This is a genomic window from Escherichia sp. E2586 (assembly GCF_005781105.1).
Lineage (GTDB): Bacteria > Pseudomonadota > Gammaproteobacteria > Enterobacterales > Enterobacteriaceae > Escherichia.
Genome location: NZ_VATN01000019.1, coordinates 143,443 through 166,122, shown reverse-complemented (window position 1 = coordinate 166,122; position 22,680 = coordinate 143,443). Strand labels below are relative to the sequence as shown.

The 22,680-nt window shown below is 51.6% G+C and carries 20 protein-coding genes; 6 read left to right on the top strand and 14 right to left on the bottom strand.

The window, feature by feature from the left end; all coding sequences use genetic code 11:
• Positions 1 to 216: 216 nt before the first annotated feature.
• From narI to narK, 5 genes are all read right to left on the bottom strand, one after another.
• Entirely contained in the window at positions 217 to 894 is a 678-nt protein-coding gene (gene narI / locus FEK50_RS18110) for a respiratory nitrate reductase subunit gamma (protein WP_001160110.1), read from the bottom strand.
• The gene (narJ, locus tag FEK50_RS18105) at positions 894 to 1,604 is read right to left on the bottom strand and encodes a nitrate reductase molybdenum cofactor assembly chaperone (RefSeq protein ID WP_000571678.1); all 711 of its coding nucleotides are present in this window, start codon (positions 1,602 to 1,604) and stop codon (positions 894 to 896) included. The genes narI and narJ overlap by 1 nt, the downstream gene beginning before the upstream one ends.
• Positions 1,601 to 3,139, bottom strand: a complete 1,539-nt coding sequence (narH, locus tag FEK50_RS18100; protein ID WP_138211670.1) for a nitrate reductase subunit beta — start codon at positions 3,137 to 3,139, stop codon at positions 1,601 to 1,603. Before narH ends, narJ begins: the two co-directional genes overlap by 4 nt.
• A complete protein-coding gene (locus FEK50_RS18095) occupies positions 3,136 to 6,879 on the bottom strand; it encodes a nitrate reductase subunit alpha (protein ID WP_130205689.1) in 3,744 nt (1,247 codons plus the stop codon). Before FEK50_RS18095 ends, narH begins: the two co-directional genes overlap by 4 nt.
• Positions 6,880 to 7,395: 516 nt before the next feature.
• Entirely contained in the window at positions 7,396 to 8,787 is a 1,392-nt protein-coding gene (gene narK, locus FEK50_RS18090; protein ID WP_130205687.1) for a nitrate transporter NarK, read from the bottom strand.
• Positions 8,788 to 9,125: 338 nt separating this feature from the next.
• On the opposite strand from narK, the gene narX reads away from it, so the two are divergent.
• Together narX and narL are read left to right on the top strand one after the other, a co-directional pair.
• Positions 9,126 to 10,922, top strand: a complete 1,797-nt coding sequence (gene narX, locus FEK50_RS18085) for a nitrate/nitrite two-component system sensor histidine kinase NarX (protein WP_130222809.1) — start codon at positions 9,126 to 9,128, stop codon at positions 10,920 to 10,922.
• Positions 10,915 to 11,565, top strand: a complete 651-nt coding sequence (gene narL / locus FEK50_RS18080; RefSeq protein WP_000070491.1) for a two-component system response regulator NarL — start codon at positions 10,915 to 10,917, stop codon at positions 11,563 to 11,565. Before narX ends, narL begins: the two co-directional genes overlap by 8 nt.
• Here the strand turns inward: narL and FEK50_RS18075 are convergent, their stop codons facing one another.
• Positions 11,566 to 12,960, bottom strand: a complete 1,395-nt coding sequence (locus FEK50_RS18075; protein WP_130205683.1) for a YchO/YchP family invasin — start codon at positions 12,958 to 12,960, stop codon at positions 11,566 to 11,568. It abuts the gene before it with no gap.
• Positions 12,961 to 13,144: 184 nt separating this feature from the next.
• On the opposite strand from FEK50_RS18075, the gene ychN reads away from it, so the two are divergent.
• The gene (gene ychN, locus FEK50_RS18070; protein ID WP_064528737.1) at positions 13,145 to 13,498 is read left to right on the top strand and encodes a DsrE/F sulfur relay family protein YchN; all 354 of its coding nucleotides are present in this window, start codon (positions 13,145 to 13,147) and stop codon (positions 13,496 to 13,498) included.
• Positions 13,499 to 13,549: 51 nt separating this feature from the next.
• Here the strand turns inward: ychN and chaC are convergent, their stop codons facing one another.
• Together chaC and chaB are read right to left on the bottom strand one after the other, a co-directional pair.
• Positions 13,550 to 14,248: a glutathione-specific gamma-glutamylcyclotransferase gene (gene chaC / locus FEK50_RS18065; protein WP_130205681.1), complete on the bottom strand. Its 699-nt coding sequence runs from the start codon at positions 14,246 to 14,248 to the stop codon at positions 13,550 to 13,552.
• Between the two features lie 157 nt (positions 14,249 to 14,405).
• Positions 14,406 to 14,636 (bottom strand): putative cation transport regulator ChaB, encoded by a 231-nt coding sequence (gene chaB / locus FEK50_RS18060; protein ID WP_131162217.1) that lies wholly within the window; start codon positions 14,634 to 14,636, stop codon positions 14,406 to 14,408.
• 268 nt (positions 14,637 to 14,904) lie between these two features.
• On the opposite strand from chaB, the gene chaA reads away from it, so the two are divergent.
• The 3 genes from chaA to FEK50_RS18035 all read left to right on the top strand — a co-directional run bounded on the left by chaA (position 14,905) and on the right by FEK50_RS18035 (position 17,055).
• A complete protein-coding gene (chaA, locus tag FEK50_RS18055; protein ID WP_064528732.1) occupies positions 14,905 to 16,005 on the top strand; it encodes a sodium-potassium/proton antiporter ChaA in 1,101 nt (366 codons plus the stop codon).
• 408 nt (positions 16,006 to 16,413) lie between these two features.
• A complete protein-coding gene (locus tag FEK50_RS18045; RefSeq protein WP_064528728.1) occupies positions 16,414 to 16,521 on the top strand; it encodes a type I toxin-antitoxin system toxin Ldr family protein in 108 nt (35 codons plus the stop codon).
• 426 nt (positions 16,522 to 16,947) lie between these two features.
• Positions 16,948 to 17,055 carry a type I toxin-antitoxin system toxin Ldr family protein gene (locus FEK50_RS18035; protein ID WP_001441942.1) on the top strand — a complete coding sequence of 36 codons (108 nt, stop codon included), beginning with the start codon at positions 16,948 to 16,950 and terminating at the stop codon, positions 17,053 to 17,055.
• A gap of 149 nt (positions 17,056 to 17,204) precedes the next feature.
• On the opposite strand, the gene kdsA is transcribed toward FEK50_RS18035, so the two are convergent.
• Genes kdsA through hemA form a run of 6 tightly spaced genes read right to left on the bottom strand, consistent with a single transcriptional unit; the run spans position 17,205 to position 22,509 of the window.
• Complete coding sequence (gene kdsA / locus FEK50_RS18030) at positions 17,205 to 18,059, bottom strand: 3-deoxy-8-phosphooctulonate synthase (protein WP_000811058.1); 855 nt, start codon at positions 18,057 to 18,059, stop codon at positions 17,205 to 17,207.
• A 35-nt stretch (positions 18,060 to 18,094) separates the two neighbouring features.
• Positions 18,095 to 18,904: an invasion regulator SirB1 gene (gene sirB1, locus FEK50_RS18025; protein WP_001764444.1), complete on the bottom strand. Its 810-nt coding sequence runs from the start codon at positions 18,902 to 18,904 to the stop codon at positions 18,095 to 18,097.
• A 3-nt stretch (positions 18,905 to 18,907) separates the two neighbouring features.
• Positions 18,908 to 19,300 carry an invasion regulator SirB2 gene (sirB2, locus tag FEK50_RS18020; RefSeq protein ID WP_130259705.1) on the bottom strand — a complete coding sequence of 131 codons (393 nt, stop codon included), beginning with the start codon at positions 19,298 to 19,300 and terminating at the stop codon, positions 18,908 to 18,910.
• Positions 19,294 to 20,130 (bottom strand): peptide chain release factor N(5)-glutamine methyltransferase, encoded by an 837-nt coding sequence (gene prmC / locus FEK50_RS18015; RefSeq protein ID WP_131162218.1) that lies wholly within the window; start codon positions 20,128 to 20,130, stop codon positions 19,294 to 19,296. Before prmC ends, sirB2 begins: the two co-directional genes overlap by 7 nt.
• Complete coding sequence (prfA, locus tag FEK50_RS18010) at positions 20,130 to 21,212, bottom strand: peptide chain release factor 1 (protein WP_130205673.1); 1,083 nt, start codon at positions 21,210 to 21,212, stop codon at positions 20,130 to 20,132. The genes prmC and prfA overlap by 1 nt, the downstream gene beginning before the upstream one ends.
• Positions 21,213 to 21,252: 40 nt before the next feature.
• Positions 21,253 to 22,509 (bottom strand): glutamyl-tRNA reductase, encoded by a 1,257-nt coding sequence (hemA, locus tag FEK50_RS18005; RefSeq protein WP_130205671.1) that lies wholly within the window; start codon positions 22,507 to 22,509, stop codon positions 21,253 to 21,255.
• Between the last annotated feature and the right edge of the window lie 171 nt (positions 22,510 to 22,680).

The following is a 22,680-nucleotide window of genomic DNA, read 5'->3' as shown; positions in this document are numbered from 1 at the left end:
CTCCATAGGTGGGCCAATCATATCGATGAGGTTCGTTTCTCTACAATCTGAAATATCGACAATGTGTAACTGATGATTTCAGCAGGCTGACAACGTGCGTTACGTTATGCCGGATGCGGCGTGAACGCCTTATCCGGCATGCATATCACGTAATATCAATGAATTGTACGACTCTGTAGGCCTGATAAGCGCAGCGCATCAGGCACTATGTCGTGCTTAGTGGCGAGCGCGCACCAGCTGATACTTACGTGTCAGATACTCCACCGGTACGCTCCAGATGTGCACCAGACGCGAGAACGGGAACAGCAGGAATAACGTCATCCCCAGCACCAGGTGCAGACGGAAGATAAACGCGACACCATCAAGATGTTGAGAAGCGCCACCGTGGAAGGTCACTACCGACTGCGCCCAGCCAACCAGTTTCATCATCTCGCTACCGTCCATATGCTGGGCAGAGAATGGAATGGTCAGCAGACCCAGCGCGCACTGGATAACGAGCAGCGACAGGATCAGGATATCCGCTCCGGTAGTGGTTGCACGCACGCGAGGGCTGAACAGACGGCGCTTCAGCAACAGCACGCCGCCAATCAGACACAGCACGCCGCTGGCACCACCAGCAAACATCGCCATTTTTTGTTTCACTTCGATCGGCAACCACGCTTCATACATCCAGTGCGGCGTCAGCATACCGAAGAAGTGGCCGACGAAAATCCCCAGAATGCCGATATGGAACAGGTTCGACGCCAGGTTCATTCCTTTACGGTCCAGCATCTGGCTGGATGCCGCGCGCCAGGTATACTGCCCGTAGTCATAACGCAGCCAGCTACCAATCAGGAAGACCGCCCCGGCTATGTACGGGTAGATATCAAAGAAGAACATATTCAGGAATTGCATTAGTGCTGTCCTCCGGTGGTGATATTCAGATATTGCGGCGCGACGGCACCGGCAAAGCGACGCTGATGAGCAGTGATTGCTGAATCACCGCAGCCTTTGTCAGCAAAGAATTTAACCTGCTCTTCTTCCCAGACGGCATCCAGCGCCTGCGGCGTATCGTCGCGCGCTTCGTCGGCAATTTTTTCCGCCACTTTGTCACTGTCGATAGCGGTATTCGCCAGTTTCAGCAGCAGATCAAACAGCACGGCATAACGGCTTTCACGCTGTTGCAGACGCGCGCTCAGCAATGCCAGAATCGGCGCGATATCTTTCAAACCTTCCACGGCTTCGCTTTGCGGCAGCTGCGCCAGATATTCCAGATACAGCGGCAGATGGTCCGGCAATTCGCGGCTGTTTAACTGCAAGCCGTGCTGCTCGTACTGCGCCAACAGGTCAACCATTGCCTGACCACGATCGCGGGATTCACCGTGAACATGTTCGAATAGCAACAGTGACGTGGCGCGACCACGATCGAACAGTTCGCTGTACTGCGCCTGGGCATCCAGCGGATCCATCGCCGTTAAATCGCGCAGGAAAATGCCCAGCGCATGGGCATCTTCTTTCGACAAATTTTCCGACGCGGCAATCGCCTCGAACATCTCCTGTTGATGCTGCCATAAGGCAGCATCCGGATATTCAAGGAGACGCGATACAATCACGAGTTCGATCATGGATGCGGCTCCATTTTGCTGGTCACATCGATGGCATCGATACGACGGCTGTTGAACAGATTGAATTTGGTATCTGAACCGTGGCAGCCGTCACCAAAGGTAAAGCCGCAGCCATTTTTCTCCGGGAAGGCTTCCCGCGCCAGTTCACGATGACTGCTCGGCACCACAAAGCGATCTTCGTAGTTAGCAATCGCCAGATAACGATACATTTCCTGCGCCTGGGCTTCGGTCAGACCGACCTCTTCCAGCGCACGGGTATCAACTTTACCGTCAACGGTTTCAGCACGTTTGTAATGACGCATCGCCAGCATGCGTTTCAGCGCACGCAGTACCGGTTGGGTGTCGCCTGCGGTCAGCAGGTTAGCCAGATACTGTACCGGGATACGCAGGCTTTCGACGTCTGGCAAAATGCCGTTGCTGCCCAACTCGCCAGCGTCTGCCGCAGACTGAATCGGAGACAGAGGCGGTACGTACCAGACCATCGGCAGGGTGCGATATTCCGGATGCAGCGGCAGCGCCAGTTTCCATTCCATCGCCATTTTATAAACCGGCGACTGCTGCGCAGCTTCAATAACGCTCAGCGGGATACCATCTTTGATCGCCTGCTCGATGACCTTCGGATCGTTCGGATCGAGGAACACGTCCAGCTGACGCTGGTAGAGATCTTTTTCGTTCTCGGTGCTGGCCGCACGTTCAATGGCGTCCGCATCGTACAGCAGCACGCCGAGATAACGGATACGACCGACACAGGTTTCTGAACACACCGTCGGCTGACCGGCTTCAATACGCGGATAGCAGAAGATGCACTTCTCAGACTTACCGCTCTTCCAGTTGAAGTAGATTTTTTTGTATGGGCATCCGGTGATGCACATACGCCAGCCACGGCATTTGTCCTGATCGATCAGGACGATGCCATCTTCTTCACGCTTGTAAATCGCACCGCTCGGGCAGGTCGCCACACATGCCGGGTTCAGGCAGTGTTCGCACAGGCGCGGCAAATACATCATGAAGGTGTTTTCGAACTGGCTATACATCGCCTTCTGGATGTTGTCGAAGTTCTTGTCTTTCGCCAGTTTGTCAAACTCGCCGCCCAGGTCATCTTCCCAGTTCGGCCCTTTTTCGATTTTCGCCATCCGTTCGCCGGTAATCAGCGAACGCGGACGGGCAATCGGCTGCGATTTGCTGCCTTCCGGCGCGGTATGTAGGTTCTGATAGTCAAAATCAAACGGCTCGTAATAATCGTCGATCCCCGGCAGATGCGGGTTAGCGAAGATTTTACCCAACAGCATGGCGCGGTTACCCATGCGCGGTTGCAGTTTGCCGTTGATTTTACGGATCCAGCCGCCTTTGTATTTTTCCTGGTTTTCCCAGTCAGTCGGGAAGCCCTGGCCCGGCTTGGTTTCAACGTTGTTGAACCACGCGTATTCCACGCCTTCGCGGCTGGTCCAGACGTTTTTACAGGTAACTGAACAGGTGTGGCAGCCGATGCACTTATCGAGATTCAGCACCATGCCGACTTGTGAACGAATTTTCATTTTACGCTCTCCTGTACCTGGTCATTGCCTTCGCCATCTAACCAGTCAATGTTCTTCATCTTACGCACTACAACAAACTCATCGCGGTTAGAACCTACAGTGCCGTAGTAGTTAAAGCCGTATGCCAGATGGGCATAGCCGCCGATCATATGCGTCGGTTTCGGCGTGATACGGGTGACCGAGTTATGGATACCACCACGCTGTTGGGTAATTTCCGAACCAGGCAGGTTAACGATACGTTCCTGCGCGTGGTACATCATGGTCATCCCTGCCGGAACACGCTGGCTGACAACCGCACGGGCAGTCAGTGCACCGTTGCTGTTGAAGACTTCAATCCAGTCGTTATCGGCGATACCCAGATCTTTGGCATCGGCTTCACTCAGCCAGACCACCGGACCACCGCGACCTAAAGTCAGCATCAGCAGGTTGTCGCTATAGGTGGAGTGGATCCCCCACTTCTGGTGCGGCGTCAGGAAGTTGAGCGCTTTTTCCGGATTACCGTTGGATTTCTGGCCCATCACTTCTTTCACCGAACGGGTGTCAATCGGCGGACGATAAACCAGCAGGCTTTCACCGAAATCACGCATCCACTGATGATCCTGATAAAGCTGCTGACGACCCGAGAGCGTGCGCCACGGGATCAGCTCGTGAACGTTGGTGTAACCGGCGTTGTAAGAAACGTGTTCATCTTCCAGACCAGACCAGGTCGGGCTGGAGATAATTTTGCGCGGCTGTGCCTGAATATCGCGGAAGCGGATCTTCTCGTCTTCTTTATTCAGCGCCAGATGCGTATGGTCACGACCGGTAAATTCGCTCAGGGCAGCCCAGGCTTTCACGGCTACCTGACCGTTAGTTTCCGGTGCCAGCGTCAGGATCATCTCTGCCGCATCAATGGCGGTGTTCAGCATCGGCTGGCCTTTCGCCGGACCTTCCGCTTTGGTGTAGTTGAGCTTACGCAGCAGATCCATCTCGCTCTGGGTGTTCCAGGCAATCCCTTTACCACCGTTACCGATTTTCTCCATCAGCGGGCCGATAGAGGTAAAGCGTTCGTAAGTTGCCGGATAATCGCGCTCTACGACCATAATGTGCGGTGCGGTTTTACCGGGGATCAGGTCGCATTCGCCTTTTTTCCAGTCTTTCACATCCAGCGGCTGCGCCAGTTCAGCGGCAGAGTCGTGCTGGATCGGCAGCGTGACGATGTCGGTTTCTTTACCCAGATGACCAACGCACACTTCGGAGAATTTCTTGGCGATGGCTTTGTAGATTTCCCAGTCACTTTTCGCTTCCCAGGCCGGATCGACCGCCGCAGACAGCGGGTGAATAAACGGATGCATATCCGAAGTATTCATGTCGTCTTTTTCGTACCAGGTCGCCGTCGGCAAAATGATGTCGGAATAGAGACAGGTGCTCGACAGACGGAAGTCCAGCGTCACCACCAGATCCAGCTTGCCTTCCAGACCGTTGTCCTGCCAGTCCACTTCTTCCGGCTTCACGCCGCCCTGCTGCCCCAGATCTTTACCCTGGATACCGTGTTCCGTCCCCAGCAGGTACTTGAGCATAAACTCATGACCTTTACCGGAAGAACCGAGCAGGTTAGAACGCCAGATGAACAGGTTACGCGGGTGGTTTTTACCGTTTTCTGGTTGTTCAGCCGCAAAACGGATGGAACCGTCTTTCAGGGATTTCACGGTGTAATCCACCGGATTCATCCCGGCTTTTTCTGCTTCGCGAGCGATAGTCAGCGGGTTAGTGCCTAACTGCGGTGCAGACGGCAGCCAGCCCATGCGTTCCGCACGAACGTTGAAGTCGATCAGATGTCCGGTGTAGCGGGATTTATCCGCCATCGGCGACAGCAGCTCTTCCGCAGTCACGGTTTCATAACGCCACTGGCTGGAGTGGTTATAGAAGTAAGAGGTGCTGTTCATGTGACGCGCCGGACGCTGCCAGTCAAGGGCAAACGCCAGCGGCTGCCAGCCGGTTTGCGGACGCAGTTTTTCCTGACCTACGTAGTGCGCCCAGCCGCCGCCGCTCTGACCAATACAGCCGCAGAAAATCAGCATGTTGATCAGACCACGGTAGTTCATATCGAGGTGGTACCAGTGGTTCAGACCCGCACCGACGATAATCATCGAACGACCGTGCGTCTTGTCAGCGTTATCAGCAAATTCACGGGCAATACGGATAATCTGGCTGCGAGAAACGCCAGTGATCTGCTCGGCCCACGCCGGAGTGTAAGCTTTCACATCGTCGTAGCTGGTTGCGCAGTTAACGTCGTTCAGGCCGCGTTCCAGACCGTAGTTTGCCAGCGTCAGATCATAAACGGTGGTCACCAGAGCGGTGCTACCGTCGGCCAGTTGCAGGCGTTTTACCGGCAGTTTGTGCAGCAGAATGTTTTCCAGCTCCACTTTGTTGAAGTGTTCAGTGCCGTCGCCGCCAAAGTACGGGAAGCCCACTTCAGCGATCTCATCCTGGCTACCCAGCAGACTCAGTTGCAGCTCAGTTTCTTCGCCGGTTTTACCGTCGCGCTGCTCCAGATTCCATTTGCCCTTCTCGCCCCAGCGGAAGCCAATAGAACCGTTCGGCGCAACCATTTCGCCATTGGTATTAAAGGCGACAGTTTTCCATTCCGGATTGTTTTCCTGGCCCAGCGCATCCACCAGATCGGCAGCGCGCAGCATACGACCCGCAGCGTAGTAACCGTCGCGCTCTTCCAGCATCACCAGCATCGGCATGTCGGTGTAGCGACGCACATAGTCGGTGAAATACTGGCTTGGGTTGTCGAGGTGGAATTCACGCAGCATTACGTGGCCCATCGCCAGCGCCATTGCCGCATCGGTGCCTTGTTTCGGTGCCAGCCAAAGATCGCACAATTTGGCGATTTCAGCGTAGTCCGGCGTTACGGCAACAGTTTTGGTGCCTTTGTAACGCACTTCAGTAAAGAAGTGAGCATCCGGGGTACGCGTCTGCGGCACGTTTGAACCCCAGGCGATGATGTAGCTGGAGTTGTACCAGTCAGCGGATTCCGGAACGTCAGTTTGCTCGCCCCAGGTTTGCGGAGACGCAGGAGGCAGGTCGCAGTACCAGTCGTAGAAGCTCAAGCAAGTACCGCCAATCAGCGAGAGATAGCGCGCACCCGATGCGTAAGAAACCATCGACATTGCCGGAATTGGCGAGAAGCCAGCGACACGGTCCGGGCCGTAGTTTTTGATGGTGTAAACGTTAGATGCGGCGATCAGTTCGTTCACTTCCTGCCAGGAAGAACGAACAAAACCACCGCGTCCACGCGCCTGCTTAAAGCTTTTCGCTTTATCGGCGTCTTCAATGATAGAAGCCCATGCCTCAACCGGATCGCTATGCAGCGCCTTCGCTTCACGCCACATTTTCATCAGGCGTTTGCGCATCATTGGGTATTTCAGGCGGTTGGCGCTATAGAGATACCAGGAGTAGCTGGCGCCGCGCGGGCAGCCGCGAGGTTCATGGTTTGGCAGGTCCGGACGGGTACGCGGATAGTCAGTCTGCTGGGTTTCCCAGGTCACCAGACCGTTTTTAACGTAGATTTTCCAGCTACAGGAGCCGGTGCAGTTTACCCCGTGGGTAGAGCGGACGATTTTGTCATGCTGCCAACGCTGGCGATATCCATCCTCCCAGTCACGGTTGGTATTGAGAAGCTGGCCATGCCCATCGGCAAAGGTTTCGCCCTTCTGCTTGAAGTAGCGAAACCGGTCCAGGAATTTACTCATCGGTTTTCTCCTGTGGGAGCCTGTCGGCTCTCTGATAAATCGACATTGCTAATGTTTAAAGGCAAGGTAACGCTCTGAAACAACGTGGGAATTGATAACGATCAAGAGTGGTGGGGATGAAAAATAAAGTAAATTCCTAAGATACTCCTTAAGGGTAATTAATAATTTATATCTAACATACTGTAAATTAATGGTTTTTATGCTATCTCACATTTATACATTTCGGATTTTTATACAGGTGGGTATTAAGGAGTATCCCCCATGGATGACATATTAATGGTGCTTAATTGACGCAATTGAAAATAATTATCGCCCTCAAAGTATGTTGTAACTAAATGACAAATAAAAAAAGCGCGACATTACGCCGCGCAAAGGATAATCAAATATTTTACTCTATATAATTCGAGTTACAGGAAGGCGGCAAGTGAATGAATCCCAGGAGCTTACTAAAGTAAGTGACTGGAGTGAATGAACGCAGCCGCAGCACATGTAACCCGAAGTATGACGAGTAACGATTTATTTTTTAGAATGCCGACCGTATACCGCCCAGGTAATCACCACGCAGGCGATATAGAAAATCAAAAATACTTTCATTGCACCGACTGGCGAACCCGTTAATGCCAGTGAGCTACCAAACGCTTTCGGGATAAAGAAGCCACCGATAGCACCAATCGCAGAGATGAAGCCAAGTGCCGCCGCAGTGTCGGTTGCCGCTTCACGCATGGCACGTTCGTCAGAACCCCCTTCTGCTTTCACGCGATCCATTGTCAGTTTACGGAAGATCACGGAAATCATCTGGAAAGTGGAACCACTACCCAGCCCTGCGGTCAGGAACAGCGCCAGGAAGACCGCAAAGAACGCCATGAAGCTTCCGCCCTGCCCGTCAGTCGGTAAGGTGAGGAACAGCAAGCCACTGAAAATCGCCATCAGCACGAAGTTCACCAGCGTGACACGGGTACCGCCAAGACGGTCAGACAATGCACCACCAGCAGAACGCGCCAGTGCGCCAATAAACGGTCCGAAGAAGGCGTAGTGCAGAATCTGCACGTCCGGGAACTGCGTTTTTGACAACATGGCAAAGCCCGCAGAGAAACCGATGAAGGAGCCGAAGGTTGCCAGATACAGCAGACTCATAATCCACAGATGCCCACGTTTGAGTACCGGTAACTGCTCCTTGATGGAGGCTTTCGAGGTAGCAAGGTCGTTCATGCCAAACCATGCCGCGATGGTGAAGATGGCGAGGAACGGCACCCATACCCAGGACGCGTTCGCCAGATACAGCTCGGTGCCATCAGGCTGTGTTACCCCCTGGCTACCAAATGCAGCAAAAATTGACAGTGATACCACCAGCGGAGCAACCAGCTGCATAACGCTGACACCCATGTTGCCCAGACCACCATTCAGGCCCAGCGCGCCACCCTGCTTCTGTTTCGGAAAGAAGAAGCTGATGTTTGCCATACTGGAGGCGAAGTTCGCGCCAGCAAAGCCGCACAGCAGAGAGATGATGATGAAGACGCTATAAGGCGTGGAGGTATCCTGCACGGCAAAACCCAGCCAGACGCAAGGAATAATCAGAATACCGGTGCTGAATGCCGTCCAGCGACGACCACCGAAGATTGGAACCATAAAGGAGTATGGAACACGTAATAATGCGCCAGAAACTGAAGGTAGCGCAGTCAGCATAAATAGCTGATCGGTCGTAAAATTAAAGCCGACTTTCGGTAGGTTCACCGCAACGGCACTGAATAACATCCATACGCAAAACGCCAGAAGCAGGCAGGGAACGGAAATCCACAGGTTACGGCTGGCGATGCGTTGACCGCGTTGTTGCCAGAACGCAGGATCTTCCGGTCGCCAATCTGTAATGACTGCTCCAGTAGCCCTTTCGGGGGCGGATGAGTGACTCATAGACACCTCTGATACTCGTTTCGATGTCTGCCACCTTAGTGTCTGTAGCCAAAGGCAATTTGATGTAAATCAAACGACAATATAACTTTATCTATCATTGATATTTATCATTACCCATAGTGAGTACAGAGATTTCATAAAAATTTTGAGATTTTTCACGACACTGTAAAATCCCTACCCTTACTGACGTAAAGCGACTAACCACACGGCAAATAAGGAGTAACTCTTTCCGGGTATGGGTATACTTCAGCCAATAGCCGAGAATACTGCCATTCCAGAATGTATCGTCACATTCATTAAGGTTATTGCTCATTCAAAGCCTGAAGGAAGAGGTTTATATGCTTAAACGTTGTCTCTCTCCGCTCACCCTGGTTAATCAGGTTGCGCTGATTGTTTTGCTTTCTACCGCCATTGGACTGGCGGGGATGGCAGTTTCTGGCTGGCTGGTGCAAGGCGTTCAGGGCAGCGCCCATGCGATCAACAAAGCGGGATCGCTGCGCATGCAAAGTTACCGTCTGCTGGCGGCTGTGCCATTAAGCGAGAATGACAAGCCCTTAATCAAAGAGATGGAACAAACGGCATTTAGCACCGAGTTAACTCGTGCGGCAGAACGAGACGGGCAACTGGCGCAATTACAGGGGCTACAGGATTACTGGCGCAATGAATTGATTCCTGCGCTGTTGCGTGCACAAAACCGCGAAACGGTGTCGGCAGACGTCAGCCAGTTTGTTGCCGGGCTTGATAAGCTGGTTTCTGGTTTCGATCGCACCACCGAAACGCGTATTGAGACAGTTGTGCTGGTCCACCGGGTAATGGCGGTCTTTATGGCGCTTTTACTGGTGTTTACCATTATCTGGCTGCGAGCGCGTTTGCTTCAACCGTGGCGACAATTACTGGCAATGGCCAGCGCTGTCAGTCATCGCGATTTTAGTAAGAGAGCGAATATCAGCGGACGCAACGAGATGGCGATGTTGGGGACTGCACTGAACAATATGTCTGCTGAACTGGCGGAAAGTTATGCCGTGCTTGAGCAGCGGGTACAGGAGAAAACTGCCGGACTGGAGCATAAAAATCAGATTCTCTCTTTTTTGTGGCAGGCCAACCGCCGTTTGCATTCCCGCGCTCCGCTGTGTGAACGCCTGTCGCCTGTGCTTAACGGTCTGCAAAATTTAACCTTGTTGCGTGATATCGAACTACGGGTATATGACACGGAAGATGAAGAGAACCATCAGGAGTTCACCTGTCAGCCAGATATGACTTGCGATGATAAAGGCTGCCATCTCTGCCCACGCGGCGTTTTACCCGTTGGCGATCGCGGCACTACGTTGAAATGGCGGTTAGCGGATTCTCATATGCAGTATGGTATTTTGCTGGCTACCCTGCCGCAGGGGCGTCATCTTAGCCATGATCAACAACAACTGGTGGATACCCTGGTTGAACAGCTCACCGCCACGCTGGCGTTGGATCGCCATCAGGAGCGCCAGCAGCAGTTGATCGTGATGGAAGAGCGTGCCACCATTGCGCGCGAACTGCATGATTCTATTGCTCAATCGCTCTCTTGCATGAAAATGCAGGTAAGTTGTTTACAGATGCAAGGCGACGCGCTGCCAGAAAGCAGCCGCGAACTGTTAAGCCAGATCCGTAACGAACTGAATGCGTCCTGGGCGCAGTTGCGTGAGTTACTCACCACATTTCGTTTACAGCTCACCGAACCAGGATTACGTCCCGCACTGGAGGCGAGCTGCGAAGAGTACAGCGCCAAATTTGGCTTCCCGGTGAAGCTGAATTACCAATTGCCGCCACGTCTGGTGCCTTCACATCAGGCAATCCATCTGTTGCAAATTGCCCGTGAGGCATTAAGTAACGCCCTCAAACATTCGCAAGCAAGTGAGGTGGTGGTTACGGTGGCGCAAAACGATAATCAGGTAAAACTGACCGTTCAGGATAATGGCTGCGGCGTGCCTGAAAATGCCATCCGCAGCAATCACTACGGCATGATAATAATGCGCGACCGTGCGCAAAGTTTACGAGGCGATTGCCGCGTCCGCCGTCGTGAATCAGGTGGCACCGAAGTGGTGGTCACCTTTATTCCCGAAAAAACTTTCACAGACGTCCAAGGAGATACCCATGAGTAATCAGGAACCGGCTACTATCCTGCTGATTGACGATCACCCGATGCTGCGAACTGGCGTAAAACAGCTTATTAGTATGGCACCAGATATCACCGTGGTTGGCGAAGCGAGTAATGGCGAACAGGGTATTGAACTGGCGGAGTCTCTTGATCCCGATCTGATCCTGTTAGATCTCAATATGCCCGGCATGAACGGTCTGGAAACGCTGGATAAACTGCGCGAAAAGTCCCTCTCTGGCCGTATTGTGGTGTTCAGCGTCTCTAACCATGAAGAGGACGTGGTAACCGCATTGAAACGCGGTGCAGATGGCTATCTGTTAAAAGATATGGAGCCAGAAGATTTACTGAAAGCATTGCATCAGGCTGCCGCTGGCGAAATGGTCTTAAGCGAAGCGTTGACCCCTGTTCTGGCCGCCAGCCTGCGCGCTAACCGCGCTACGACTGAGCGTGATGTTAACCAGTTAACACCACGTGAACGCGACATTCTAAAACTAATAGCCCAGGGCTTACCGAATAAGATGATTGCCCGTCGCCTGGACATCACTGAAAGCACGGTTAAAGTGCATGTGAAACACATGCTGAAAAAAATGAAGCTCAAATCTCGTGTAGAAGCTGCGGTATGGGTGCATCAGGAACGTATTTTCTGATTACGGTTCCCAGATCGGTTCGTCGTTCGACATTGCGTCGAAAGGTTCGGCAAGCGTTAGCGTGATCTCATTGGAAGAGACACGCTGCCCCTGGTTATCCTCCACCACTACCGACAATCGCCATTGATTGCTCGCCCCTTCCCCACTTTGCCAGTCCGGCATGATCAACGTCCAGCCATCCGCACTATTGGCTGTCGCTCCCGATGTCAGACTTAACATCTGCGTATCTCCCTGCCAGATCAATTGCCGAATACCGTAATGACTGCGAATTTGTAATTTCAGTGGCACGGTTTCACCAGGTTTAAGATCCCAGGGCGGCGTTGCCAGAAACACCGTTAAGGTTTTACGTTGCCGATACTCAATAGTCGGCAGATTATTTCGCTGCGGATTGTCATAGCGACTGCCGCGTAGCGACTGGCTTTCAGCAACTTCGCCAGCAGAAAGCTGTTTGTTGAGCGGCACGCCAAAACGGTAGTTAATATTCAGTCCGAGGTTATTTTGCCTTTCTCCACTTTCCCCCTGTTTATGCAGGGCGGTTACTGTAACGAGTGGGACAGGTGTGTAATTTAGTCCAAGACTCAAGGCGACGGGATTGTGATAACCCGTGCCGGTGTTAAACAAATCAACACTCTGACCAAAATATTGTTCGAGGCTAACGCTGGTGTTGATATGCTGGTAAAACGGCATCCGCATCCGGGCCGTCAAGTCGTAACCACGCGCCATTCGTTGCTCGAGCGTGGCGGTCTGTTCACGCCAGGAGGCAAAAGGCTGGTAATAGTTTGCTGACAACCGCAAATATTCCCCCCACGCTTCGGCACCGAAACCTGCTCGCTGGAGATTTTGATCCAGCAAGTTGTCATAAAAAGTGTTATATCCCACCAGCCAGTTGCCACGCGCCCAGCGTTGGCCTGCGCCAAGGTTACTGACCAGACCATCATCCTGCTGAGTGAGCCCAATCTGGCTCCATGTAAGATAACGTTCGTTATCCTGTAGCGGTACAAACCAGCTCCCCCGGCTACCTGTAAAATGTCCTTCGTTATCCACTTTGACGTCGACACTGGCGTTCCCCCACGGCGATAGCCAGGATTCCACGTGCTGATTGACCTGCTGGCTAAGCGCATCGCGGACTTTTCCCAACGCAAAAGCTCTCGCCTGCTCGCCAGTGTCCTGACCTTTATCAGTCATACTGGTTTCACCAAAATCTTTCACAATTTCAGCAAAATGTTTTTCACCGTCATGATTTTCCGCAGCCATTCCTAAGTCAGGAAGACCGTCACTGTCGTTATCAAAAGGATTTGCCGCTTGCTGTTTAAAAGAGGACTGTGCGCTAGCTATACCGCCTGCCAGCAGCAAGAGTAAACAAATTGCGATAATGCGCGGGACGAAACGGCTCAAAACGTCAGTAATTTCCAATAAAAATGAACAGCTACAGCTTTATAGAATAACGATTACTGGTAATTTTTCTTGTACTTTTGCATGCTTTATGACAAATCCTAAAAAATGTGTCGGATTGGTCAGACAGCACACAAGCTGTAAGATAGAAACTGAACATCTAATTCCCTGAATACAGGAGTAAATAATGCAAAGAATCGTGATCGTTGCCAATGGCGCCCCCTACGGGAGCGAATCCTTATTTAACAGCCTGCGGCTGGCCATTGCGCTACGAGAGCAGGAAAGCTACCTGGATCTGCGTCTATTCCTGATGTCTGATGCGGTCACTGCCGGATTGCGCGGACAAAAACCTGGGGAAGGCTATAACATTCAGCAAATGCTGGAGATCCTCACGGCGCAAAATGTGCCAGTGAAATTGTGCAAAACCTGCACCGATGGTCGTGGCATCAGCACACTTCCACTGATTGATGGAGTGGAAATTGGTACTCTGGTAGAACTGGCGCAATGGACGCTGCTTGCCGATAAAGTGCTCACATTTTAACGTAAGTATGGGGCGCTCAAGATAATAGAGATGCCCCACTGCTAAAATGTTTTATCGGGCAAACCCGGGCCGTAACACACCATCCGGGAAATTTTCCGCCAGAAGTTTTTTCACCGACACCAGTAAATCACTCAGCCCGTCATCCTGCATCCCCAGTTTGTTAAGCGCTTGTTCCAGGGAAAACAAGTACTGTGCGTTGGTTCCCAATGGCCCACTCGCCGCAGCAATCAACGGGGCAATCACCTGAGCGCGGGTATCGGATTCATACTCAGGATGACGCGGGTCCATAATGAACACCAGCGCATTGACGGTGCGGCCATCGTCAAGATGAAGCTGACACCAGGACGGCAGATAGCAGCCAGTAATCATCTCACGCTTCCACAGTAAGGTCAGCTCCTGCTCCAGGGACTCTTCCGGCAGACGATACGCAACGCCCGTGGTACGCCCGCCCTCTTTCAGTGCAAGCATCCTCCCCGGCTGGTGCGCAGTTCCCCGCCCGGCAGTAAGCCGCAAACAGAAAGCGCGATGCCACCCAACCAGCGTACCGGTGCACGACTCGGTAAACTCCAGCGCCGGATTCCACATTAATGATCCATAGCCGAAGATCCACACCGGTCCCTCATCAGGTCGACAAGCCAGCGTCGCCGCCAGTGAGGCCGCCCGTTGTTCTGCCGACCATAAGAGTGATTCTTCAATGGCACCAAATGCCGTTTTACAATCGGCATTCATCAAGAAATCACGCGTTATCACCTTACACCTCCGCCACTGCATACTTCCCTGCGACAACTTTTTGGTGTCTTCCGGACATTTTTACTGCTCATTTTGAAACCACTATTGGGACAATATGCAATCCACAGACCACTTGCAAGGCAACACCGCACGAATAGCTTTAACTTGCCGCTGAGTTTTACGATGTTTTATGCCATTTATCATCATCGCCTTTGGCATATTCATGTTTCACCGCAGCCCAGGCTACTTTATGTGCGGTCTCTTCGCGACTGGCATCATCACGCCGGTCTTCTTTATCTTTATATTGCTCCCAGGCGCTGTTGAATGCTTCTTTATAGATATCCTGGGCATGAGTGGGTAAAACGTGTTTTACGCTTTCCGGCAGGTCGCTTTTCGTTTTATACGGCATTGTTGACTCCTTTTTTAAAATTGAACATTAAGTGTGATCAACAATATCCCCTCTTGCCAAAACATAAGAATTCTCAGGTCAGACTCTTCTTAAGAGACGCGAATACAAACATTGTCTAAACACGTAGCTTATTTTTATGCACCGAAGAGTAAAAAAACGACTACGGGGTAAAATTTCGTAAAATGTTACCGATATCCTGACACTTTCTGTTATTTTTCCTGCCTATTTATTACATTTCCGACAAATTCATCTGCAAAGGATAACCATAATGACAAATGCTCACGAGGCGGTAAAAACCCGCCACAAGGAGACTTCGCTTATTTTCCCGGTTCTGGCGCTGGTAGTGCTGTCCCTGTGGGGAAGCAGCCAAACACTACCAGTGGTTATTGGCATCAATCTTCTTGCTCTTATTGGTATTTTAAGCAGTGCTTTTAGTGTTGTCCGTCATGCGGACGTACTAGCCCATCGTCTGGGTGAACCTTACGGTTCGCTTATTCTTAGCCTTTCCGTCGTTATTCTTGAAGTCAGTTTGATTTCAGCCTTAATGGCGACCGGCGATGCAGCGCCGACGTTAATGCGAGATACGCTCTATTCAATCATTATGATTGTTACCGGCGGACTGGTTGGTTTTTCATTACTGCTGGGCGGCCGTAAATTTGCTACCCAATATATGAATCTGTTTGGTATTAAACAGTATTTAATTGCTCTGTTCCCATTAGCCATAATCGTGCTGGTATTTCCGATGGCGCTACCTGCGGCGAATTTTTCGACCGGTCAGGCGTTACTTGTGGCATTAATTTCCGCAGCGATGTACGGCGTATTTTTGCTGATTCAGACCAAAACGCATCAAAGCCTGTTTGTTTATGAACATGAAGATGACAGCGATGATGACGACCCGCATCATGGCAAACCGTCTGCTCATAGCAGCCTGTGGCATGCCATCTGGTTAATTATCCATCTAATTGCCGTTATTGCGGTCACCAAAATGAACGCCAGCCCGCTAGAAACATTGCTCACCAGCATGAATGCGCCGGTGGCCTTTACCGGTTTCCTGGTAGCGCTATTGATTCTGTCGCCGGAAGGTTTGGGCGCGTTAAAAGCAGTTTTAAGCAACCAGGTCCAGCGCGCGATGAATCTGTTCTTTGGCTCGGTATTAGCGACTATTTCGCTTACCGTACCTGTTGTAACGCTTATCGCCTTTATGACGGGTAATGAATTGCAGTTTGCTCTGGGCGCACCAGAGATGGTGGTAATGGTAGCCTCTTTGGTACTGTGCCATATTTCATTTTCAACTGGCCGTACCAACGTGCTCAACGGCGCGGCGCATCTGGCACTGTTTGCAGCTTATTTAATGACAATATTTGCCTGACATTTATATCTCCTCCGATGGCGGAAATCGGAGGAGATAATAAAAATTATCTGCTTATAGTATTTCTTCATACTACCTGAACAGATCGTTAATCAGATTTGCGAGCCTGTACCACAACCTGCACGCAACCACTGCAACAGCTGATGAAAAGCCGGAACGCGTACAGCATTGCGCACATTTCAGGGATGAAGTGAATATAAATTGAGCCGTAGTATCCACACCAAGCCGGAGTTATCCGGTGAGGCGCAATGTTGTGGGGGCTTTATCCCTGGCGGCATTGGTTGCTGGAAAGAGAAAACCCCCGCACGTTGAGAGGTCAAACCTGACAACAGAACGGGGGCTAATCTTGAACCAGAACAATTCAAGAATAGCCGCGAAATGTTGTCATTACAACAAAAAGGCGGCTATATGACGCTCGCGCAGTTTGCCGTGATTTTCTGGCACGACCTGGCAGCACCGATCCTTGCGGGAATTATTACCGCAGCAATTGTCAGCTGGTGGCGTAGCCGAAAGTAAGGTGAAAACGGGCGTCAGGCTGCCGTAAAAGCAATATGCGCCCGAAACCGGCCGCAGGGTTAACAGCCTGCGGCCTTTTTTGTATTTATCTCTTCCACAAGTAGACACTGGCAACCAGATCTGGAAGCTCATCCAGTGCACTCATGAAACGACTGCAACAGCTGATGAAAAGCCGGAACGCGAACAGCATTGCGCACATTTCAGGGATGAAGTGAAGATGAATTGAGACGTAGTATCGACACCAAGCCGGAGTTATCCGGTGAGGCGCAATGTTGCGGGGGCTTTATCCCTGGCGGCATTGGTTGCTGGAAAGAGAAAACCCCCGCACGTTGAGAGGTCAAACCTGACAACAGAACGGGGGCTAATCTTGAAACCAGACACTTCAAGAATAGCCGCAAAATGTTGTCATTACAACAAGGCGGCTATATGACGCTCGCGCAGTTTGCCGTGATTTTCTGGCACGACCTGGCAGCACCGATCCTGGCGGGAATTATTACCGCAGCGATTGTTGGCTGGTGGCGTAACCGGAAGTAAGGTGAAAACGGGCGTCAGGCTGCCGTGATGGCAATGTGCGCCCGAAACCGGTCGCAGGGGTAACAGCCTGCGGCCTTTTTTGTCTTCTTTGACCATCAAAAAAGCCCTATCGTATAACGATAAGGCTTTTGTTTTCAAAGCAGAAAAGATTACTTGCTGGTATCCAGCTCTTCGAAACCTTTAACCAGATCATCAATCGCTTTCATCTGCTTGAGGAACGGCTCCAGTTTAGCCAGCGGCAGCGCGGATGGACCGTCACATTTCGCATGTTCCGGATCCGGATGCGCTTCAATAAACAGACCAGCCAAACCTACAGCCATACCGGCACGTGCCAGTTCGGCAACCTGGGCGCGGCGACCACCAGAAGCTGCACCAAACGGATCGCGGCATTGCAGTGCGTGGGTAACGTCGAAAATTACCGGGGAGTTGCCAGAGACTTTCTTCATTATGCTGAAGCCCAGCATATCAACGACCAGGTTGTCGTAACCAAAGTTAGCGCCACGGTCACAAAGAATCACTTTATCGTTGCCGCCTTCTTTGAATTTATCAACGATATTACCCATTTGGCCTGGGCTCACGAACTGTGGTTTCTTGACGTTAATTACCGCGCCAGTCTTCGCCATTGCTTCCACCAGGTCAGTCTGGCGAGCAAGAAACGCTGGCAACTGAATAACATCTACCACATCAGCAACAGGCTGTGCCTGGCTTGGCTCGTGAACGTCAGTGATAATTTTTACGCCAAATGTCTGTTTCAGTTCCTGGAAGATTTTCATCCCTTCTTCCAGTCCTGGTCCACGATAAGAGTGGATGGAGGAACGGTTGGCTTTGTCAAAAGAGGCTTTGAACACGTAAGGGATACCCAGTTTCTGGGTTACGGTTACGTAGTGTTCGCAAATGCGCATCGCCAGATCGCGAGATTCCAGCACGTTCATACCACCAAACAGCACGAACGGCAGGTCATTTGCTACGTTGATGTCGCCAATGCTAACCACTTTTTGTTTCATAGGATCGCCTTAATCTTAAGTAAAGTGTCGATTAATTAATGCAGCACAATATGTTTATGCGCAATGTTGTTAATTTGCGCACGTATCATTTCGCTGATCGGGTCTTCCGGACACTGTTCAACGAAATAATTTAAATCATTCAACGCAACGTGTTCGCAATCCAGTTGCGCGTAAATCAACCCACGATCGCGAATTTCATAAGGATCTTCCGGGTTAAATTGTAATAAGGCCTCGCTGGTGCGTAATGCCAGTTCCATCTGATTTTCTTCCATCAGCGACGCTTTCAGCGTATCCAACAGTTTACGGATAACCTCAATGTTATCGGCTTCATCCAGGTCTTCATAAAACAGTTCCGCAGACGGGCTGATATTTCCCTTTAACCACACATCCAGCATATGTTCGCTTAATGATTCACCGTTAAAAGGGTTAATCAGCCAGATTTCTCCGTCCGGGCATTCTATGCGCAATATAAGCTGCGTCGGGAATATCACCGGCAATAGCGGCAAATCGAGACGATTAGCAACCCACAATAAAACGGCGCCTAACGATACCGCACTGCCCTGCCGATTTTTTAGCACTTGATCAAGCCATAATGCATCGGAAAGACGATAAACACCACGTGAGGCTTTAAACCCCCATTCGCCGTAAAACAGCGCGATTAATTTTTCCAGCTGCTCTTCTAATGGCAGAAGCTGGCTAATTTCTTCCTTCGCCAGACTAACGAGACGCTCCAGTTCGTCGTAGACATCTTGCGAGGGAAAATCGCGGCGGATTGCTTCGCAAGCCAGGATCATGCCTTCGCACAATGGTGCTTTATTAAATTCGAAATCAGCTAACGATCTCATGACTTACCCCAGTAACGGTACTTTTGTGGTGGCGAGTTTAATGATGATGTACAGCACCACCAGCGCCAGCGGGAAGGCAATAATGCGCGCCTGCTGACTGTGCATCCGACGATAATCGAGTGCAATAAAACCCAAAACGATATAAATGATAACTCCAAACAGCTTTTCAGTCAGCCATTCAGCCTGCCCGGAAAATGGCAGGATGTGCGCTTTAGCCATCAGCGCGATGCCGCTAAGCAATAACACCGTGTCGACAACCGGCGGCACAATGCGCGTCCAACGAGCGAATGCCAGTGGATGCTCCTGGTAACGTAGCCAGAATCGTAGGGTTAAGAGCCCAACAGAAAGCGCAATGCTAATGAGATGAACGCTAAGCAGCGTAGTAAAACTTAACATCGATAATAGCGACCGAGCGTTACACGCTCGTTATCACCATAGTCCCGACAGGTTTCGACTTCATGATATCCCGCGTGGATAAATGCCTGTCGCACAGCTTCGCCCTGCTGCCAGCCATGTTCCAGAAGCAGAAAACCGCCGGATGCCAGCGCGTTACGCGACTGTTCGATGATATGCACGATGTCTGCCATTCCGCTGTCTGCCGCAACCAGCGCAGTGAGTGGCTCAAAGCGAACATCGCCTTGTTGAAGATGTGGATCCTGCTCGTCGATATACGGCGGATTGCTGACAATCATCGTAAACTGCTGCCCGGCTAGCGCGCTAAACCAGTCGCTTTGCAGGATGTGGATATTTTTGATCGCCAGATGCTGGGCATTACGTTGTGCGAGGGCGACAGCATCGGGCATACGATCTACAGCGGTAATTTCGCAATCCGGGCGTTCGCTGGCCAATGCCAGCGCAATCGCCCCGGTGCCAGTTCCAAGATCGAGAATGCGACAAGGTTGTTCAGGCAACCGCGCCAACGCCAGTTCCACCAGACATTCCGTATCCGGGCGCGGAATTAAGGTCGCTGGCGAAACAAATAACGGCAACGACCAGAACTCACGCACACCGGTTAAATGAGCAATAGGTTCACCGGCACGGCGACGGGCTAAAAGCGCGTCGAGTTGCTCACATTGCTCTTCAGTCAACTGCGTTTCACCAAAGGCGAGAATATAAGTGCGCCCCTTGCCGGTAACATGCTCCAGCAGGATTTCAGCATCGCGCCGCGGGCTTTCGCTCGCCTGAAGTTGGCTTATTGCTTCACGTAACCAGTGTTGATATTCCATTATTCCTGCTCGGACAACGCCGCCAGTTGGTCGGCCTGATGTTCCTGGACGATCGGTTCTATCAGCATATCCAGTTTACCTTCCATTACTTCATCCAGACGGTAGAGCGTCAGGTTGATGCGGTGATCGGTAACACGCCCCTGCGGGAAGTTGTAGGTACGGTTACGATCGCTGCGATCGCCGCTACCCAGCAAGTTGCGACGGGTGGAAGCCTCTGCCTGCTGGCGTTTTGCCATTTCCGCCGCATGGATACGAGCACCGAGCACTGAAAGTGCCTTCGCTTTGTTTTTATGCTGCGAACGTTCGTCCTGACATTCAACAACAATACCGGTCGGCAAGTGGGTAATACGAATTGCCGAATCGGTGGTGTTGACGTGCTGACCACCTGCGCCTGAGGAACGGAAAGTATCGATGCGCAAATCTGCCGGGTTGATATCCGGTAGTTCCGCTTCCGGCAGCTCCGGCATTACCGCTACGGTACAAGCAGAAGTATGAATACGCCCTTGCGATTCCGTCGCAGGAACACGCTGCACGCGATGGCCGCCAGATTCGAATTTCAAACGTCCATACACACCATCACCGCTAATTTTGGCGATGATCTCTTTATAACCGCCATGTTCACCCTCGCTGGCGCTCATGATTTCTACACGCCAGCGGCGGGCTTCGGCGTAGCGGCTGTACATACGGAACAGATCGCCAGCGAACAGCGCCGCTTCATCACCACCAGTACCGGCACGCACTTCAAGGAAGGCGTTACGTTCGTCATCGGGATCTTTTGGCAGCAAAAGAACCTGTAACTGTTGTTCCAGTTGCTCGCTTTTTTCTTTGGCTTCACGCAGCTCGTCCTGCGCCATTTCACGCATTTCCGGATCGTCGAGCATCATCTGCGCGGTTTCGATATCTTCCTGAACCTGTTGCCAGTCGGTAAAACAGCGCGAAACATCACTTAATTGCGCATATTCACGTGATAATGCGCGAAAACGTTCCTGGTCGGCGATGGTTTGCGCATCACCCAGCAGTGCCTGAACTTCTTCATGGCGTTCATGCAGGGCTTCCAGTTTGGCAACGATAGAAGGCTTCATAGGCGTAAATGCACCCTGTAAAAAAGAAAATGATGTACTGCTACTCCAGCCCGAGGCTGTCGCGCAGAATATTCAGGCGTTCGTTATCCCCGTCACGGGCGGCCTGTTGAAGTGATTTCGTTGGCGCATGGATCAGGCGGTTAGTCAGTTTCCATGCCAGATCCTGCATTATGGCTTGCGCGTCGCCGCCCTGTTCCAGGGCCGCTAACGCTTTGGCGGTTAACTCATCGCGAACTTGTTCAGCCTGGCTGCGATAATCGCGAATGGTTTCGCTGGCGCTTTGTGCGCGTAGCCACGCCATAAATTCGCTGGTTTCCTGAGCAACGATAGTTTCCGCCTCAACTGCGGCGGCTTTACGTTGCGCCAGGTTGTGCGAAATAATGCTTTGCAGATCATCAACGCTGTAAAGGTAGGCATTCGCCAGTTTGCCAACTTCTGGCTCAACATCGCGTGGAACGGCAATATCGACCAGCAGCATCGGTTGGTTGCGACGACTTTTTAATGCGCGCTCCACCATGCCTTTACCGATAATCGGCAACGGGCTAGCGGTGGAACTGATGATGATATCGGCTTCACACAGACGCTCGTCGATATCGCTCAGGGCAATCACTTCCGCGCCGACTTCATCTGCCAGAATTTGGGCACGTTCGCGAGTACGGTTGGCGATAATCATCTTCTGTACTTTGTGTTCGCGCAGATGACGTGCCACCAGCTCGATGGTTTCGCCCGCGCCAACCAGCAATACGGTCACCGTAGAGAGCGATTCAAAGATCTGCCGCGCCAGCGTACAAGCCGCAAATGCAACAGATACCGCACTGGCGCCAATATCCGTTTCAGTGCGAACGCGTTTCGCCACGGAGAAAGATTTCTGGAACATACGCTCCAGTTCGCTGGCCTTCATATGGCCTTTTTGCGAATCGGCAAAGGCTTTTTTTACCTGGCCGAGGATTTGCGGCTCGCCCAATACCAATGAGTCCAGGCCACTGGCAACACGCATTAAATGGCTGACTGCGTCGTTATCCTGATGCCAATAGAGGCTATTACGCAGATCTTCTTCGTTGAGATTATGGTAATCGCACAACCAGCGAATGAGCGCCTCTTGCAGGTTATCCTGCTCTTCAACGCTAAGATAAAGTTCTGTGCGGTTACACGTCGACAGCACCACGCCGCCCTGCACCATCGGCTGCGCAAGCAGGCTGTCCAGCGCCTGATCGAGCTTATCCGGCGAAAACGATACACGTTCTCGCAGCGATACAGGTGCCGTTTTATGGTTGATACCGAGTGCTAAAAGGGTCATGTCTGCGGGAAATAATACCAACGTTGATATGGTTAGTCTGCTCGCATCATACAGGATGCGCGGGATCAATAAAAGAGAGCGCCCCCTTTTGGAGTAATTGCCTAAACCCGTTAGATTCTGGCAATTAAGACAACTTGAACATAGACGATGGCTGACGGTAACGCTAGCATT